We start from the raw sequence: 14890 nt of genomic DNA on the forward strand, positions 1-14890 counted from the left end.
TCCGACACAACCAGACAGTCTCATGCCCCACGGAGAACATCGAGCCCGGACCGAAGCCTCCTGCACGCTTGACGAAGAACATAGAGGCACCCCCCAGCGCCACACCTCCGACAGGCATGAACATGACCGGGTGGGACCTGCGGAACCTATCGATCGGATGATCTTCATGTCAACGGTGTGCAAAATTCATCCCAACTCCCGCCCCGGGTAGGGGCTGTCTCCGCGAAGAGACGCTGTTGGTCCGGGAAAAGGGGCTGCCCCCGGAATCGTGAGGGGATTCCGGGGGCCGTACCGCGGCGGGCTGTCGACCCCACAGGTCAGGGCGGATGTCCGAGGCCCGGCCGCGGGGTGTGCGGGGCGCACCCGCGCGGGGTGCGCCCGGGGGCGTCAGCCCAGGCGCTGGACCAGCGCGCGGTACTCGTCCCACAGCTCCTTCGGCGTGTGGTCGCCGAAGGTGTTGAGGTGCTCGGGTACCAGCGCCGCCTCCTCGCGCCAGACCTCCTTGTCCACGTCGAGCAGGAAGTCCAGGTCGGACTCGGAGAGGTCCAGGCCCTCGGTGTCGAGCGAGCCCTTGGCCGGCAGGATGCCGATCGGGGACTCGACGCCCTCGGCCTTGCCTTCGAGACGCTCGACGATCCACTTCAGGACGCGGCTGTTCTCACCGAAGCCGGGCCACACGAACTTGCCCGCGTCGTTCTTGCGGAACCAGTTCACGTAGTAGATCTTCGGGAGCTTGGCCTGGTCCTTGTCGGCACCGACCTTGACCCAGTGGTTCATGTAGTCGCCCATGTTGTAGCCGCAGAACGGCAGCATGGCGAACGGGTCGCGGCGCAGCTCGCCGACCTTGCCCTCGGCGGCGGCGGTCTTCTCGGAGGCCACGTTGGCCCCGAGGAAGACGCCGTGCTGCCAGGTGAAGGACTCGGTGACCAGCGGGACGGCCGAGGCGCGGCGGCCGCCGAAGAGGATGGCCGAGATCGGCACGCCCTTCGGGTCCTCCCACTCGGGCGCGATGATCGGGCACTGGCCGGCCGGGACGGTGAAGCGGGCGTTGGGGTGGGCGGCCGGGGTGTCGGACGCGGGCGTCCAGTCGTTGCCCTTCCAGTCGGTGAGGTGGGCCGGAGCGGTCTCCGTCATGCCCTCCCACCACACGTCGCCGTCGTCGGTGAGCGCGACGTTGGTGAAGACGGAGTTGCCCCACATGGTCTTCATCGCGTTGGCGTTGGTGTGCTCGCCGGTGCCGGGCGCGACGCCGAAGAAGCCCGCCTCCGGGTTGATCGCGTACAGCTGGCCGTCCTCGCCGAAGCGCATCCAGGCGATGTCGTCGCCGATGGTCTCCACGGTCCAGCCGGGGATCGTCGGCTCCAGCATGGCGAGGTTGGTCTTGCCGCAGGCGGACGGGAAGGCCGCCGCGACGTACTTCGCCTCGCCCTGCGGCGGGGTGAGCTTGAGGATCAGCATGTGCTCGGCGAGCCAGCCCTCGTCACGCGCCATGACGGAGGCGATGCGCAGCGCGTAGCACTTCTTGCCGAGCAGGGCGTTGCCGCCGTAGCCGGAGCCGTAGGACCAGATCTCGCGGTCCTCGGGGAAGTGCGAGATGTACTTGGTGGAGTTGCACGGCCACGGAACGTCCTCCTGGCCCTCCGCCAGGGGCGCGCCCAGCGTGTGGACGGCCTTGACGAAGAAGCCGTCGGTGCCGAGCTCGTCCAGGACGGCCTGCCCCATGCGCGTCATGGTGCGCATCGAGACGGCGACGTACGCGGAGTCGGTGATCTCGACGCCGATCGCGGAGAGCGGGGAGCCGACGGGGCCCATGCAGAACGGCACCACGTACATCGTGCGACCGCGCATCGAGCCGTGGAAGACGCCCTTCTCACCGGTGAAGCTGTTTCCCTCTTCCCCGGTAAAGATGGCCCGCATCTCGGCGGGGGCCTTCCAGTGGTTCGTCGGACCGGCGTCCTCCTCCTTCTCGGAGCAGATGAACGTGCGGTCCTCGACGCGGGCGACGTCGCTCGGGTCGGACGCGGCGTAGTACGAGTTCGGGCGCTTGGCCTCGTCCAGCTTCGTGAAGGTGCCCTTGGCCACGAGCTCCCCGCACAGGCGCTCGTACTCGGCCTCGGAACCGTCGCACCAGACCACCCGGTCCGGCTCGGTTATCGCTGCGATCTCGTTCACCCAGGAAACGAGCCCCTGGTGATCGGTGGGGACAGTGAGGGGAGCCGCGATGTCGCGCGCCACGATCGCTCCTTGTTGAGGGTAGCTGTTTGGTAGTTGCCCCGTGGGGGCTGCGACCCGGATGCTTCGAATCCCGTTGGCGCTCATCCGGTGCCGACCGCACTCATTTGATCATCCGACCGTTTCACCCATATGTCCAGGGGGCCGCACACGTGAGCATTGCCACTCGTATCGGTTACCTACGGTCGCGTAGGTACGATGCGGGAATGACTGCTGCCGCCGCCGAGCCCGCGTCCGCCGGGCTGGAACCAGCCGAGTCCGACACCGTCCCGGCGAAGCCGCGGATGCGTGGCTGGCTGCACGCCGGGATGTTCCCCGCCGTGATCGTCGCGGGGGTGGCGCTGATCGCGTTCACGGACAGCGCCCTCGGCCGGATCGCCTGCGGGATCTACACCCTGACCGCATGCCTGCTGTTCGGCGTGAGCGCGCTCTACCACCGGGGCACCTGGGGTCCGCGCGGCGAGGCGGTGCTCCGCCGGCTCGACCACGCCAACATCTTCCTGATCATCGCGGGCACCTACACCCCGCTGGCCCTGCTGCTGCTCCCGAAGTCCACCGGGACACCACTCCTCTGGGCGGTCTGGGCGGCCGCCCTCGCGGGGATCGCCTTCCGGGTGTTCTGGGTCGGCGCCCCTCGCTGGCTCTACACGCCCTGCTACATAGCGATGGGCTGGGCCGCGGTCTTCTTCCTGCCGGACTTCCTGCGGACCGGCGGGATCGCCGTGCTGGTGCTGGTCGTCGTCGGCGGGCTGCTCTACAGCGCCGGCGGCGTCATCTACGGCATCAAGCGCCCCAACCCCTCGCCCCGGTGGTTCGGCTTCCACGAGGTGTTCCACTCGCTGACCCTGGCGGCCTTCGTCGTGCACTACGTCGGCATCTCGCTGGTGGCCTACAACCACCACTGAGCACCGCTCCACCCCCGAGTCCCCCGTGGCCGCGACATTCGAAGTCGCGGCCACTCGGCGTGCGGCGCCGAGAGCGGTAGATTCATCGACACTCGCATTCTTTTAACGGTTACCGTCATTTGACAGTGACCCCAAAGAAGTATTCCCATGAACCGACACTGGTGGGCCCTGGGCGCGCTGGTCGCGACGCCGGTGATGTTCGTGATGCCGGGGTTGATGTTCATCCTGCCCGGCCACCTCCGGGCGGCCCTGGGCCACGACGCCTTCGGCACGGGCGTGCGGATGCTGCCGATGACGGGCGGGCTGATCGTCGCCGCCCACGCCGTCGCGACGAAACCCGGCGCGCAGCGGCCGGCCGACTCCGCGGACGCGGCGTACCTCCACGGCATGAACGTCGTCCTGCTCGTCATCCCTGTCGCGGCCCTGGTGTCCGCGCTGCTGGTCGCGGCGTTTCTGGCGAACCTCCCCACCCCGTCGCAGGAGCGGACGGACATGGCCCCGGCACCCGTCGGTGCCTGACAATGGAGACCATGGCCGCCATCTCTCGTACCCCTTCCGTTTCCGCGCCCGGCGCGCAGCCCGCTCCGGGTCTGCGCGAGCGGAAGAAGCTCAGGACCAGGATCGCGATCCGTCGGGCGACGTACCGGCTGATCTCGGAGCAGGGGTACGACGCGACGACGATCGAACAGATCGCGGAGGCGTCCGAGGTGTCGCCGAGCACCGTCTTCCGGTACTTCGCGACCAAGGAGGACATCGTCCTCACCGACGCGTACGACCCGGTCATGGAAGCCGAGCTGCGGAACCGGCCGGCCGACGAACCGCCGCTGGAGTCGCTGCGGTTCATCATGACCGAGGCGCTGACGGCGTTCCTCGCGAGCGAGGAGGAGCCGCGACAGCGCACCCGGCTGATGGTGGAGGTCCCCGCCATCCGGGCGCGGATGACGGAGACCATGTCGGACACGGCGAAGGTGCTGGCCCGGGCACTCGCCGACCGCAGCGGCCGCAACCCCGACGACCTGGAGGTCCGGGTGTTCATCGCGGCGGCACTGGGCGCGCTGCGCGAGGTGACGCTGTACTGGGGCGAGCACGGCCAGGAGGGCGACCTGATCGCGATGATCCACCAGGCGCTGGACAGGCTCGAAGGCGGGCTGACGCTTTAGCAGCCGTCTCGTTCGGTGAGCCCGCGGCAGGCGGGGTCGGCGGCCCCTCGCGCACCGCCGTAAGTCCTTTTCATCGATGGCGCGTTCAGTCATGATGAAGCTGAAGCGTCAGCGACGTTGTGGTTCGGATTATCTGCGGGGGCGGTTGTGTTGGATCTGGGAAACCTGGGACCTATCGCTTTAGTCGTTGCTGTCCTGCTGATTTTGGCCTATTTCGTCCCAACATTTGTAGCATTCGGTCGAGGCATGGCCAACCGGGGCACCGTGCTGGTGATCAACCTGCTTCTGGGATGGACAGTGATCGGCTGGATCGTCGCACTCGCGATGGCCGCCGGAAGCAATCAGTCCGCTGCTCGTCCCTGACGAGGTCGTGAGCGAAGTCGTCCCGTCCCACGCGACGTTGTCGCCGCCCGCTCAGGTACGGCCTGGCGTCCCGGGCGACGCTGCCACCCGGGTGGCAGCGTCGTGCGGCGGGACCCGTTCTCGCGAACATGCCGCCCCAGGGCCCACCGTCCCGGCCGAACGCACGGCCGGACCGCGACGCGCACCGAGGGCATCGCCGAGCGGCTCCGCCCGCACTCGCAAGTGAAGGCGGAGGCCGACGTGGGCCACCGGTCGCCCTCAGAGCCTGTCGGGTGGCCTCCGACCGGGCGGCCACCCGACAGGCTCTCAGTCCTCCGCCGGGCTCGCCCCGAGGCTCCGTGCCAGCTCCTCGCGGTCCGTCGTCGGCGCATCGCACACGAAGTGCCTGCACACATACGCGGTCGGCGCCCCGCCCACCATCGGCCGGTCCGCCAGCAGCGGGAACTCGGCCCCGGCCGTCTCCCCGGCCGTCTCCCCCGCCGCGACCACCGCACCCGGCGCCGTGCCCAGCAGCGCCGTACGGTGCAGCTCGCCGCCGACCGGTCCGGCGACCGCGACCTCGCGCGGCCCGTCGAGCAGGGCCTCCGCGACGGCGAGGCCCCAGCTGGTGAACCGGGGAACCCGCGGCCCGAGCGCCTTCACGACACCCAGCGCCCCCTCCGCGGCGGTGCGATGGGCCTCGGAGCCGGTGTGCGCGGCGTACGAGAGCAGTGCCCCGGCAGCCGCCGTCCAGCCGGCCGGGGTCGCGTTGTCGGTGGGGTCCTGCGGGCGGCGGATCAGCCGCTCGGCGTCGTCCGCCGTGTCGTACAGCTGGCCGCCCTCGCCGGTGAAGTGCTGGAGCACGATGTCGAGCAGGAAGCCGGCGAACTCCAGCCAGACGCCCTCGCCGGTGACCGAGGCCAGGGCGAGGAAGCCCTCGGCCACGTCGCCGTAGTCCTCCAGCACCCCGGCGTGCCCGCCGGACCGCCCGTCCTTGGACGTACGGTCCAGCCGGGCGACGTCGCCCATGTGCACACGTACCAGCAGATCCGCGGCCTCGGTGGCGCGCTCGACGAGGTCGGGGCGGTCGAAGTACGCGCCCGTCTCGGCGAGCGCGGCAATCGCCAGACCGTTCCAGGCGGCGACCACCTTGTCGTCCCGGCCGGGGCGCGGGCGCAGCTCGCGGGCGGCCAGCAGCGCGGCCCGCACCCGGGCGACCCGGTCCGCATCCGCCCCGGCGTCCGCCGACGGCAGCCGGAGGACCGAGGAGCCCTCCTCGAACGTGCCCTCCTCCGTCACCCCGAAGTGCTCAGCGGCGAAGGCGGCGTCCTCCTCACCGAGCACCTCCCGCAGCTGTCCGGGCGTCCACACGTAGTACGCGCCCTCCACATGCCGCCCGGCCCCGTCCTCGCTGTCCGCGTCGAGCGCGGAGGCGAAACCGCCCTCGGCGGTGCGCAGTTCGCGCACCATGAAGTCGGCGGTCTCCAGGGCGACCCGGCGGGCCACCTCCGAGCCGGTGGCCCGCCAGAGGTGCGCGTACACCCGGCAGAGCAGCGCGTTGTCGTAGAGCATCTTCTCGAAGTGGGGTACGACCCACTCCCGGTCCACCGAGTATCGGGCGAAGCCCCCGCCGAGCTGGTCGTACATCCCGCCCCGGGCCATCGCCCCGCACGTGTCGACGGCCATCTGAAGGGCGCCCTCCGCCCCGGTGCGGGCGTGGTGACGCAGCAGGAACTCGATGGTCATGGACGGCGGGAACTTGGGCGCCCCGCCGAACCCGCCGCGCTTCTCGTCGTACTCGCGGGTGAGCCCGAGCAGCGCCTGCGCCAGTTCCGCCTCGCCGGGCAGCCCCTCGCCGCCGTGGACGAGGGAGCGCTGGGTGAGGTCGTGGACGATGCGTCCGGCGACCTCGGCGACCTCGTCGCGGCGCTCGGTCCAGGCGGCCGAGACACCTTCGAGGACCTGCTGGAAGGACGGCATTCCGTGGCGCGGCTCGGGCGGGAAGTACGTGCCGAAGTAGAAGGGTTCGGCGTCGGCGGTCAGGAAGACGGTCATCGGCCAGCCGCCCTGACCGGTCGCCGCCTGCACGGCCTCCATGTACACGGCGTCGACGTCGGGCCGTTCCTCGCGGTCGACCTTCACCGGGACGAAGCGCTCGTTCAGATAGGCCGCGACCCGGTCGTCCTCGAAGGATTCGTGCGCCATCACATGGCACCAGTGGCACGCTGAGTAGCCGACCGACAGCAGAACGGGTACATCACGCCGCCGCGCTTCCTCGAAAGCCTCCGGCGTCCAGGGCCACCAGTCGACCGGATTGTCAGCGTGCTGAAGCAGATACGGCGAGGTCACACCAGCTAGCCGGTTCATGCGATCCAGCCTCTCACAATGCCCAACCCTGCCGGCGAGGCCCGCACAGGCTCTGCCTCGCTTGGCCGAACTGCGCTTGTGCGCCATCACGTGGTGGACGACCGCCTCCCCACTCGTCACAACTCACTTGGGACAAGCATTCAATTGAGACAGCTCGCCAGGCGGGCTTCGACGAGCACGACAAGGGCCCCACCGGCCCCAGGGTTGTCGGTGCGCCGAAACAGAGAATGGTCAGCGGGCAGGTTTCAGCCGAGCCGGCCAACCACGGTCTGTCCACCGTCCCGGCCTTCGCGGCCGTGGGGCTCGACGACCGGGTCACCCTGACCGGCACGTTTCGCCCGCGTGCCTCCTCGAACGCCTCGGGCGGCCAGGGCCACCAGTCGACAGGATTGTCGGCATGCTGGAGGAGGTACGGGGAAGTCTCACGGTCCAGGCGATTCGGCGTGGCCACATCCTCTCTCAGCCCCGGTTGATCGCATCACTCTCTCGCGCTGACGCGCCGTACGCAGGAGACTGGGCGGCGATGCCGGCCGATGCCGTCGCAACCGTCGTATCCGGAGGGGGACACACATGCGGGACAGCCATCGGGCCGAAGCCGAAGGGCTGTTGGTGCGCGCCGTGGAGGAAGAGGTGCGGCGCTCGGGCGGCCGGGCCGACGCCGGGACGCTGACGGCGCGCGGGCGGGCCGCGCTGGATTCGCTGGCGGCCGCCGCGGACGACGAGTACGCCGCGTATGTCCAGGCGCTGGACGCCGCGGAGGCCGGGACGCAGCCGCTGTCGCAGCGGTTCAGCCGGGTGGCGATGGGAACACCCCTGTTGGTCACCGGAGTTGCCGCGGTCGCCGCCTTCGGCGCGGATGTCGCGTTCGGCACGGCGACGGGACCGGCGCTCGGCGCGGGCGCCGTCGTCGCGGTCGCCGGGGCCACCGCCACCGTCGCCAAGGTCACCGCCTCGCACTGGCCCGCCGCCCACCGCCGGGCCGGCGCGCTCGGGCAGCCCGGCGGCGCCGAACAGCTGCGGCTCCAGTGGCTGGCGGCGCTGGAGGTGCGGGGCATCCGCCCCTTCATCGACCAGCAGCGGATGCTCACCGCCTCGTCCCGCACCCCGGCGAAGAAGGTCCCGTCGCAGTCGCAGTCGCGGACCGCTCCGTCGCTGCGCCGCACGGACCGCAGCGCGGCGGCCCGTACGCGCTCGCTGCTGGAGCAGTCGTTCGGCCATCTGCCCGCGTCCGACGGACCGTTCGCGGGGCGGCGGGCCGAACTGGAGCAGATCGCCCGGTGGGTGCGGGAGGCCCGCGCGTCGACGGAGACCAAACCGACCGTCGTCGTCCTGCACGGCACGCCCGGCTCCGGACGCACCACGCTCGCGGTGCGGGCCGCACACGACCTGAAGGACCTGTTCCGCGGCGCCTGCGTGGTGGACCTGCGCGGCGATGTGGCCGGCGAGGCGCCGCTGCCGACCCGTGACGCGCTGCTGCACCTGCTGAACCGGCTGGGCGCGCCCCGTGAGCAGCTGCTGTTCCGGGACGGGGCGTCCCCCGGCGGGGCGGACCCGTCGGCCCGGGGCAGGGCGTCCGCCGAGCAGCAGGTGCGGCGGCTGAGCGAGCTGTACCACCAGCATCTGACCGGCACCCCGGTGACGATCGTGCTCGACGACGCGGGCGACGCGGAGCAGGTCCGCACGCTGGTCCCCGAGCGTTCCGACAGCCTCGTCCTGGTCACCGCCCGCGAGCCCCTGGAGCTGCCGGCCGACATCCCGGCCCGGGTCCACCACCTGCCGGTCGGCGCGCTGGACGCGGCCGGCGCGGAGGAGCTGCTGCGCGAGACGGCCGGGGCGGAGGAGGGGCCGTACGACGCGCGGGCGACGGACACCGTCGCCGAGCTGTGCGGCGGGCTGCCGCTCGCGCTGCGCATAGCGGGCTCCTCGCTGGGGACACGCACCCGCGACGCCCTCGCCGCCGGTCTCGCCGGGTACGGTCCGGTCGCCCCGGTCGAGCGGGCGCTGTGGCTGCGTTACACCGACCAGTCCGAGCAGGCGCGGCGGCTGCTGCGCCGGCTCGCGCTGGCCGGGCGGGCGAGCCTCGGCGCCGCCGCGGCGGCTGCGCTGCTGTCCGCCGACGAGCAGGAGGCCGAGCGGCTGCTGAAGGCCCTGGCCGGGGCCGGGCTGCTGACCCATGTGCGCGGCTCGCGCTACCGGCTGCACGACCTCGTACGGGGCTTCGCCCTGGCCCGGCTGCGGGACGAGGAGGAGACGGCGGACCGTACCGCGGCACAGGAACGGCTGATCCGGAACTACGCGGACCTGGCCGGTGCGGTGATCCGCATGGTGGACGGCAAGATGTCCACGCGGGCCGGGCAGTTCGGCTCGCACGGCTTCGGTTCGCTGGACTCGGCACTGCGCTGGCTGGACGACGAGTCGAGCTTCATCACCTCCGCGCTGCGGCACGCCGAGGGTGTCGACCAGGGGGCCGTGCTGGACCTGCTGGGCGCGTTGTGCGACTACTGCCTGCTGCGCGGCGACCTCTACCGGCTGGGCGAGATCAGCGAGTTGACGCAGGCGGTGGACAAGGGGCTGCTGGAGCGGTCCGTGCAGTGGCGTACCGGCATCGCGGCCCGTCAGCTCGGTGAGCTGGACAAGGCCCGGACCACCCTGTCGTCGGTCGTCGGCCTGTACCGCGAGGCGCAGAACGAGGCGGGTACGGCGCTGGCGCTCTGCTCGCTCGGCATCACCCTGCACCACCAGGGCAATCTGACCGAGGCGTCGGCGCGGCTGCGCGAGGCGATCGAGCTGCAGTCCTCCGAGGAGCAGGCGGAGGACCGGGCCTGGTCGTTGCACGCGCTGGCGGCCGTCGAGCGCGACCGGGCCCGGCTCGCGGAGGCGCTGACCCTGCTGGACACCGCGCTGGCCCTGCACCGGGAGGGCGAGTCGCTGCACGGCGAGGCGTGGACCCGGTTCCAGCTCGGCCAGACCCTGCTGCGGATGGGCGAGGTGGAGCGGGCCGAGGACGCGCTGCGCGGGGCCCTGGAGCTGTACGGCCGCACCCGTGACGAGCGGGGCGAGGCGTGGGCGCTGACCCAGCTGGCCCGCGCCCGGCTCCTGGACGGCGACCCGGCCCCGGCCGTGGAGCAGCTGAACGGGGCGCTGGCCCGCCACCGCGACAACGAGGACGCGCGCGGCGAGGCGTGGACGCTGTTCTACCTGGGCCAGGCGCTGGAGGAGAACGGCGACACCGACCGGGCAGTCCGGCAGCTGGAGCGGGCCCGCACGATGTTCTCCCGGATGCGGGACGTGTACGGGCTGGCGTGCGCCCGCCACCACTCGGGCCGGGTCACCCGTGACCAGCGGGCGGCCCAGACCGGGAACCTGCGCAACTCCGGCTTCGCCCGCCAGCTCCTGGTGGACGCCCGCGCCGACTTCCGGCGCATCGGGGTCGCCCACGGCGAGGCGTGGACGTGCCTGGAGCTGGCCCTGATCGACGCGGGCAACCACCGTGCCCCGCAGGCGCTGGAACTGTGCGGCGAGGCGATGGAGCTGTTCGACTCCTACGGCGACGCGCGGGGCGCGGACTGGGCGCGTTTCCTGCGCTGCACGCTGCTGCCCTACGCGTCACCGGGCGGCAGCGAGGTGGGCACGGTGGTGGCCCAGCAGGAACTGGCCGAGCTGCTGGGGGCCGGGCATCCGGCGCGCGACGGCAAGCTGGCGGACTGCGCGGAGGCGTTCACGGTGGTGCTGAACCGCGGTGTGGACCTGGAGGACGGCTGGCAGGCATGGCGCCTGGGCATGACGCCGACACGTCATGCCCGGGAGGTCATGGGCGTACCGGTCCCGGCCGGGCACGGCCCGTCCGGCGCTTGAGGACGGCGTCGGGGCCGGCCCGGCCATGAACCGGCCGGACCGACGCCGGGCGACGGGGCGGCGGGGCGGGACGTCCCGGGCCGCCGCCTGCTTCCGTCGCTACTTCCGCTTCGCGGAGCCCGCCCCGGCGGTGGCGTCGGCCGCCACCACGTCCGGGTCCGGGGCCTCCTCGAAGTCGACCTTGCCCATGTGCCGGTTCATGGACTTCATCAGCAGCCACACGCCTGCGGCGAGCGCCGCGAAGACGATGAAGCCGAGAACGCCGGGGGTCACCTTGTTCTTGTCGAGCTCATCGGCAAGCGGAACGAGGTCGGTCAGTGCCTGGGTCGCGTACATATCAGGCATTGTCGCGGATGCCCGCGAAGAGGTCGCTCTCGGGGAGGGAGGTATCGACGAGGGACTTCGCCAGCTCGTACTCCTCGGTCGGCCAGACCTCCTTCTGGATGTCCATCGGAACGCGGAACCAGCCGCCGTCCGGATCGATCTGCGTGGCGTGCGCGATCAGCGCCTTGTCGCGGATCTCGAAGAAGTCCGCACACGGAACGTGCGTGGTCAGCGTGCGTTCGTCGCGCTCGAACTCCTTCCAGCGCTTCAGCCACTCGCCGTACGGCGACTCCAGGCCGCGGGCCAGCAGCGCCTCGTGCAGCGCCACCGTGCGCGGCCGGTTGAAGCCCTGGTTGTAGTAGAGCTTCTGCGGCTGCCAGGCCGGGCCGAACTCCGGCTCGGGGAACTTCTCGGTGTCCGCCGCACCGTCGAAGGCGATCATCGTGATCGTGTGGGTCATGATGTGGTCGGGGTGCGGGTACCCGCCGTTCTCGTCGTACGTCGTGATGACCTGCGGACGGAACGCGCGGATGCTGCGGACGAGACGGCCCGCGGCCTTCTCCTCGTCCTCCAGCGCGAAGCAGCCCTCGGGCAGCGGCGGCAGCGGGTCGCCCTCGGGCAGGCCCGAGTCGACGAAGCCGAGCCACTCCTGCTCGACGCCCAGGATCTCCCGGGCCTCGTCCATCTCCTTCTTGCGCACCTCGTGGATGTTCTCCTCGATGTACGCGTCGCCCTGGAGCTTCGGATTGAGGATGGAGCCGCGCTCTCCTCCCGTGCAGGTCACCACCAGCACGTCCACCCCCTCGGACACATACTTGGCCATGGTGGCCGCGCCCTTGCTCGACTCGTCGTCGGGGTGGGCGTGGACGGCCATCAGTCGCAGCTGCTCGGTCAAGACTCGATCCTCAGTGATTCGGCACATGGGCAGGCTTCTATAGTGACCGAACCGGGGGGTGGAAAATTCCTCGATCCCCGGCCCAGGAGGAACGATCATGACCGCGGTGCCCGAGGCGCCTCCGGAGAACCGCTACGGCCGCTCCGCGGACCAGCGCGCGGACCGCCGGCTGAAGATCATCGGCTCGGTGCTGGGCGTCGTGCTTCTCGGTGTGGTCGGCTGGATCGGTTACGACTACGTCTCCGGCCAGGGCATCAGCGCCGAGGTGATCAAGCGCAAGGTCGTCTCGGACGAGCGGGTCGAGATCCACCTCGAAGTGCGCAAGGACAAGGACGCCGAGGGCTACTGCACCCTGCGCGCGCAGCAGGAGGACGGCAGCGACGTGGCCCGCAAGGACTTCCGCTTCGACGAGCGCACGGACCGGATCGACCGGATCCTGACGCTGCGTACGACGTCCAGGGCGACCAGCGTCGAGCTGCTGGGCTGCACCGTCGACGACGGGGCCTCGCATTGACCGGCGCACGCCGGCCCTGACCCACCGTTCCCGGGCCCGACCTGCGCATACGCGGTCCCGTCGTTTTACCTTCTCCCCCTTTTCCTGCGGAATTGTTAGGCTCGTGGTTTCGCCCACCCGTGGAAGCACATGCTTACGGGTAGGGCGATGCTTTGTATTCCCAGTACCGACGAGGAGCACCCTGTGACCCAGACCAGCGAAAACGTCACCTGGCTCACGCAGGAGGCGTACAACCAGCTCAAGGCCGAGCTGGAGTACCTGTCTGGTCCCGCGCGCACGGAGATCGCCGTAAAGATCGCGGCGGCCCGTGAGGAGGGCGACCTGCGCGAGAACGGCGGGTACCACGCGGCCAAGGAGGAGCAGGGCAAGATGGAGCTCCGGGTGCGCCAGCTGACCCAGCTCCTGGAGCACGCGAAGGTCGGCGAGGCACCGGCCGACGACGGCGTGGTCGAGCCCGGCATGGTCGTGACGATCTCCTTCGACAACGACCCGGACGACACGATGACCTTCCTGCTCGCCTCGCGCGAGTACGCGAGCTCGGACATCGAGACGTACTCCCCGCAGTCGCCGCTCGGCACCGGCGTGAACGGCAAGCGGATGGGCGAGGACGCCGAGTACGAGCTGCCGAACGGCAAGACGGCCACCGTGAAGATCCTCGCGGCGAAGCCGTACACCGGCTGATCCCGCACCACCGACGCAGGGAGCCTCCGGCCCGTCGGGCCGGAGGCTCCCTGCGTGTGCGGCAGTCCTCGGACCGCCGCCTGCCGGTACTTGCGCACCGCGAGGGTGCGGAAGACCACCAGGATCAGCAGTGCCCAGATCAGCGACGCCCGGACCGGGTACACCATCGGCCAGGCGTCCGACGGCGACACACCCGGGTTGCCGAAGAGCACCCGGGGCGAGCGCGGCGCGGCCCGGTTCGACCCGGTCGGTCTTTCCGCGCCCGGCGACACATCGCGACAGGCAAGGGTCAGCCCATCACCAGATAGCCCGCGTCCCGCAGGGCCGCCGAGACCTCCGCGCAGTGCTCCGGCCCCTTCGTCTCCAGCTGGAGCTCCACCTCGACCTCGGTGAGCCCGAGCCGGGGATCGGTCCGCACATGACCGATGTCGAGCACATTGGCGTCGACCACCGAGAGCACGCCCAGCAGGGTGGCCAGCGCACCGGGGCGGTCCGTCAGACGCAGCCGCAGACTCAGATAGCGGCCGGCCGCCACCATGCCGTGGGTCAGGATGCGCTGCATCAGCAGCGGGTCCACATTGCCGCCCGAGAGCAGCGCGACCACCGGCCCGCGGAACGCCTTCGGATCGCTCAGCAACGCCGCGACCGGGCTCGCACCGGCCGGCTCCACCACCAGCTTCGCCCGCTCCAGACAGAGCAGCAGCGCACTGGACAGCTCGTCCTCGGAGACCGTGCGGACCTCGTCGACCAGCTCCCTGACCAGCTCGAACGGCACATCGCCGGGGCGCCCCACCTTGATGCCGTCCGCCATCGTGTTCAGCGAACCGATCGACACCGGATGGCCCACGGCCAGCGAGGGCGGATAGCAGGCCGCACCCGCCGCCTGCACCCCGACGATCCGCACATCGGGCCGGACCGCCTTGACCGCCACCGCGATGCCCGCCGCGAGACCACCGCCGCCGATCCCCACGACGATGGTGCGCACCTCGGGACACTGTTCGAGGATCTCCAGGCCCACCGTGCCCTGTCCGGCGATGATGTCCGGGTGGTCGAAGGGGTGGATGAAGACCGCACCGGTCTCCTGCGCGTACTCCTGCGCGGCGGCGAGCGTCTCGTCGACGACATGTCCGTGCAGCCGGACCTGCGCCCCGTACTGCCGGGTGGCGGCCACCTTCGGCAGCGGCGCCCCGACCGGCATGAAGACCGTGGACCGTACGCCGAGCAGCGCAGACGCGAGTGCGACACCCTGCGCATGGTTTCCGGCGCTCGCGGCGACGACTCCGGCCGCCCGCTCCACCGGGGACAGGCCCGCGATCCGTACATACGCGCCACGCAGTTTGAACGAGCCGGTCCGCTGGAGGTTCTCGCACTTGAAATGGACCGGCGCGCCCACGAGGTCGCTCAGGTGGCGGCTGCCTTCCATGGCGGTCACCCTGGCCACGCCGGAGAGCATCTTCTGCGCCCCGCGGATGTCGTCGAGGATCAGCGGGGGGAAGTGGCCGGTCACGCGGAAGTTCATACCGTAAGTCTTGCAGCTCGGCCCGCAGGTCCCGCCGCTCGGCAGGGCGGCGGCCGCCGCGTCCGGCCCCCTCCTGGACCGTTGTCCACAGGTTTG

12 protein-coding genes and 2 pseudogenes are annotated in these 14890 nt (G+C 71.0%); 7 read left to right on the forward strand and 7 right to left on the reverse strand.

Annotated features, from left to right (window positions below):
* Positions 1 to 387: 387 nt before the first annotated feature.
* Positions 388 to 2235 carry a phosphoenolpyruvate carboxykinase (GTP) gene (locus tag ACFVX4_RS31440; RefSeq protein ID WP_389983699.1) on the reverse strand — a complete coding sequence of 616 codons (1848 nt, stop codon included), beginning with the start codon at positions 2233 to 2235 and terminating at the stop codon, positions 388 to 390.
* 203 nt (positions 2236 to 2438) lie between these two features.
* On the opposite strand from ACFVX4_RS31440, the gene ACFVX4_RS31445 reads away from it, so the two are divergent.
* The 4 genes from ACFVX4_RS31445 to ACFVX4_RS31460 all read left to right on the forward strand — a co-directional run bounded on the left by ACFVX4_RS31445 (position 2439) and on the right by ACFVX4_RS31460 (position 4660).
* Entirely contained in the window at positions 2439 to 3137 is a 699-nt protein-coding gene (locus ACFVX4_RS31445; protein ID WP_389983701.1) for a hemolysin III family protein, read from the forward strand.
* Between the two features lie 147 nt (positions 3138 to 3284).
* Positions 3285 to 3656, forward strand: a complete 372-nt coding sequence (locus ACFVX4_RS31450) for a hypothetical protein (RefSeq protein WP_389983704.1) — start codon at positions 3285 to 3287, stop codon at positions 3654 to 3656.
* Between the two features lie 11 nt (positions 3657 to 3667).
* A complete protein-coding gene (locus ACFVX4_RS31455) occupies positions 3668 to 4297 on the forward strand; it encodes a TetR/AcrR family transcriptional regulator (RefSeq protein WP_389983707.1) in 630 nt (209 codons plus the stop codon).
* A 147-nt stretch (positions 4298 to 4444) separates the two neighbouring features.
* Entirely contained in the window at positions 4445 to 4660 is a 216-nt protein-coding gene (locus ACFVX4_RS31460; protein ID WP_389983711.1) for a superinfection immunity protein, read from the forward strand.
* A gap of 306 nt (positions 4661 to 4966) precedes the next feature.
* Here ACFVX4_RS31460 and ACFVX4_RS31465 read toward each other — a convergent pair whose 3' ends face one another.
* Both ACFVX4_RS31465 and ACFVX4_RS31470 read right to left on the reverse strand, forming a co-directional pair.
* Positions 4967 to 7006: a thioredoxin domain-containing protein gene (locus tag ACFVX4_RS31465; protein WP_389983714.1), complete on the reverse strand. Its 2040-nt coding sequence runs from the start codon at positions 7004 to 7006 to the stop codon at positions 4967 to 4969.
* Positions 7007 to 7328: 322 nt separating this feature from the next.
* Positions 7329 to 7457: pseudogene (locus ACFVX4_RS31470) on the reverse strand (DUF255 domain-containing protein); the annotation flags it as partial.
* A gap of 119 nt (positions 7458 to 7576) precedes the next feature.
* On the opposite strand from ACFVX4_RS31470, the gene ACFVX4_RS31475 reads away from it, so the two are divergent.
* Positions 7577 to 10861, forward strand: coding sequence for a tetratricopeptide repeat protein (locus tag ACFVX4_RS31475; RefSeq protein ID WP_389983717.1), 3285 nt, complete (start codon positions 7577 to 7579; stop codon positions 10859 to 10861).
* 99 nt (positions 10862 to 10960) lie between these two features.
* On the opposite strand, the gene ACFVX4_RS31480 is transcribed toward ACFVX4_RS31475, so the two are convergent.
* Complete coding sequence (locus ACFVX4_RS31480; RefSeq protein WP_389983720.1) at positions 10961 to 11197, reverse strand: hypothetical protein; 237 nt, start codon at positions 11195 to 11197, stop codon at positions 10961 to 10963.
* Between the two features lies 1 nt (position 11198).
* Entirely contained in the window at positions 11199 to 12080 is an 882-nt protein-coding gene (gene mca, locus ACFVX4_RS31485; RefSeq protein WP_389983723.1) for a mycothiol conjugate amidase Mca, read from the reverse strand.
* 97 nt (positions 12081 to 12177) lie between these two features.
* Between mca and ACFVX4_RS31490 the strand changes: the two genes are divergently transcribed.
* Entirely contained in the window at positions 12178 to 12594 is a 417-nt protein-coding gene (locus tag ACFVX4_RS31490; RefSeq protein ID WP_389983726.1) for a DUF4307 domain-containing protein, read from the forward strand.
* Between the two features lie 183 nt (positions 12595 to 12777).
* On the forward strand, positions 12778 to 13275 hold the full coding sequence (greA, locus tag ACFVX4_RS31495) for a transcription elongation factor GreA (RefSeq protein WP_266415059.1): 498 nt from the start codon (positions 12778 to 12780) through the stop codon (positions 13273 to 13275).
* Between the two features lie 74 nt (positions 13276 to 13349).
* On the opposite strand, the pseudogene ACFVX4_RS31500 reads toward greA, so the two are convergent.
* Together ACFVX4_RS31500 and ilvA are read right to left on the reverse strand one after the other, a co-directional pair.
* Positions 13350 to 13490: pseudogene (locus ACFVX4_RS31500) on the reverse strand (ABC transporter permease); the annotation flags it as partial.
* Between the two features lie 74 nt (positions 13491 to 13564).
* A complete protein-coding gene (ilvA, locus tag ACFVX4_RS31505) occupies positions 13565 to 14794 on the reverse strand; it encodes a threonine ammonia-lyase (protein ID WP_389983729.1) in 1230 nt (409 codons plus the stop codon).
* Positions 14795 to 14890 lie beyond the last annotated feature (96 nt).

The sequence above is a fragment of the Streptomyces sp. NPDC058240 genome, assembly GCF_042882135.1.
Taxonomy (GTDB): Bacteria; Actinomycetota; Actinomycetes; order Streptomycetales; family Streptomycetaceae; genus Streptomyces.

Bases quoted from the DNA above. Each gene is read 5' to 3' on its own strand.
- ACFVX4_RS31445 (WP_389983701.1), top strand. From the start codon at position 2,439: ATGACTGCTGCCGCCGCCGAGCCCGCGTCCGCCGGGCTGGAACCAGCC.
- ACFVX4_RS31450 (WP_389983704.1), top strand. From the start codon at position 3,285: ATGAACCGACACTGGTGGGCCCTGGGCGCGCTGGTCGCGACGCCGGTG.
- ACFVX4_RS31455 (WP_389983707.1), top strand. From the start codon at position 3,668: ATGGCCGCCATCTCTCGTACCCCTTCCGTTTCCGCGCCCGGCGCGCAG.
- ACFVX4_RS31465 (WP_389983714.1), bottom strand. From the start codon at position 7,006: ATGAACCGGCTAGCTGGTGTGACCTCGCCGTATCTGCTTCAGCACGCT.
- ACFVX4_RS31475 (WP_389983717.1), top strand. From the start codon at position 7,577: ATGCGGGACAGCCATCGGGCCGAAGCCGAAGGGCTGTTGGTGCGCGCC.
- ACFVX4_RS31480 (WP_389983720.1), bottom strand. From the start codon at position 11,197: ATGTACGCGACCCAGGCACTGACCGACCTCGTTCCGCTTGCCGATGAG.
- ACFVX4_RS31490 (WP_389983726.1), top strand. From the start codon at position 12,178: ATGACCGCGGTGCCCGAGGCGCCTCCGGAGAACCGCTACGGCCGCTCC.
- ilvA (WP_389983729.1), bottom strand. From the start codon at position 14,794: ATGAACTTCCGCGTGACCGGCCACTTCCCCCCGCTGATCCTCGACGAC.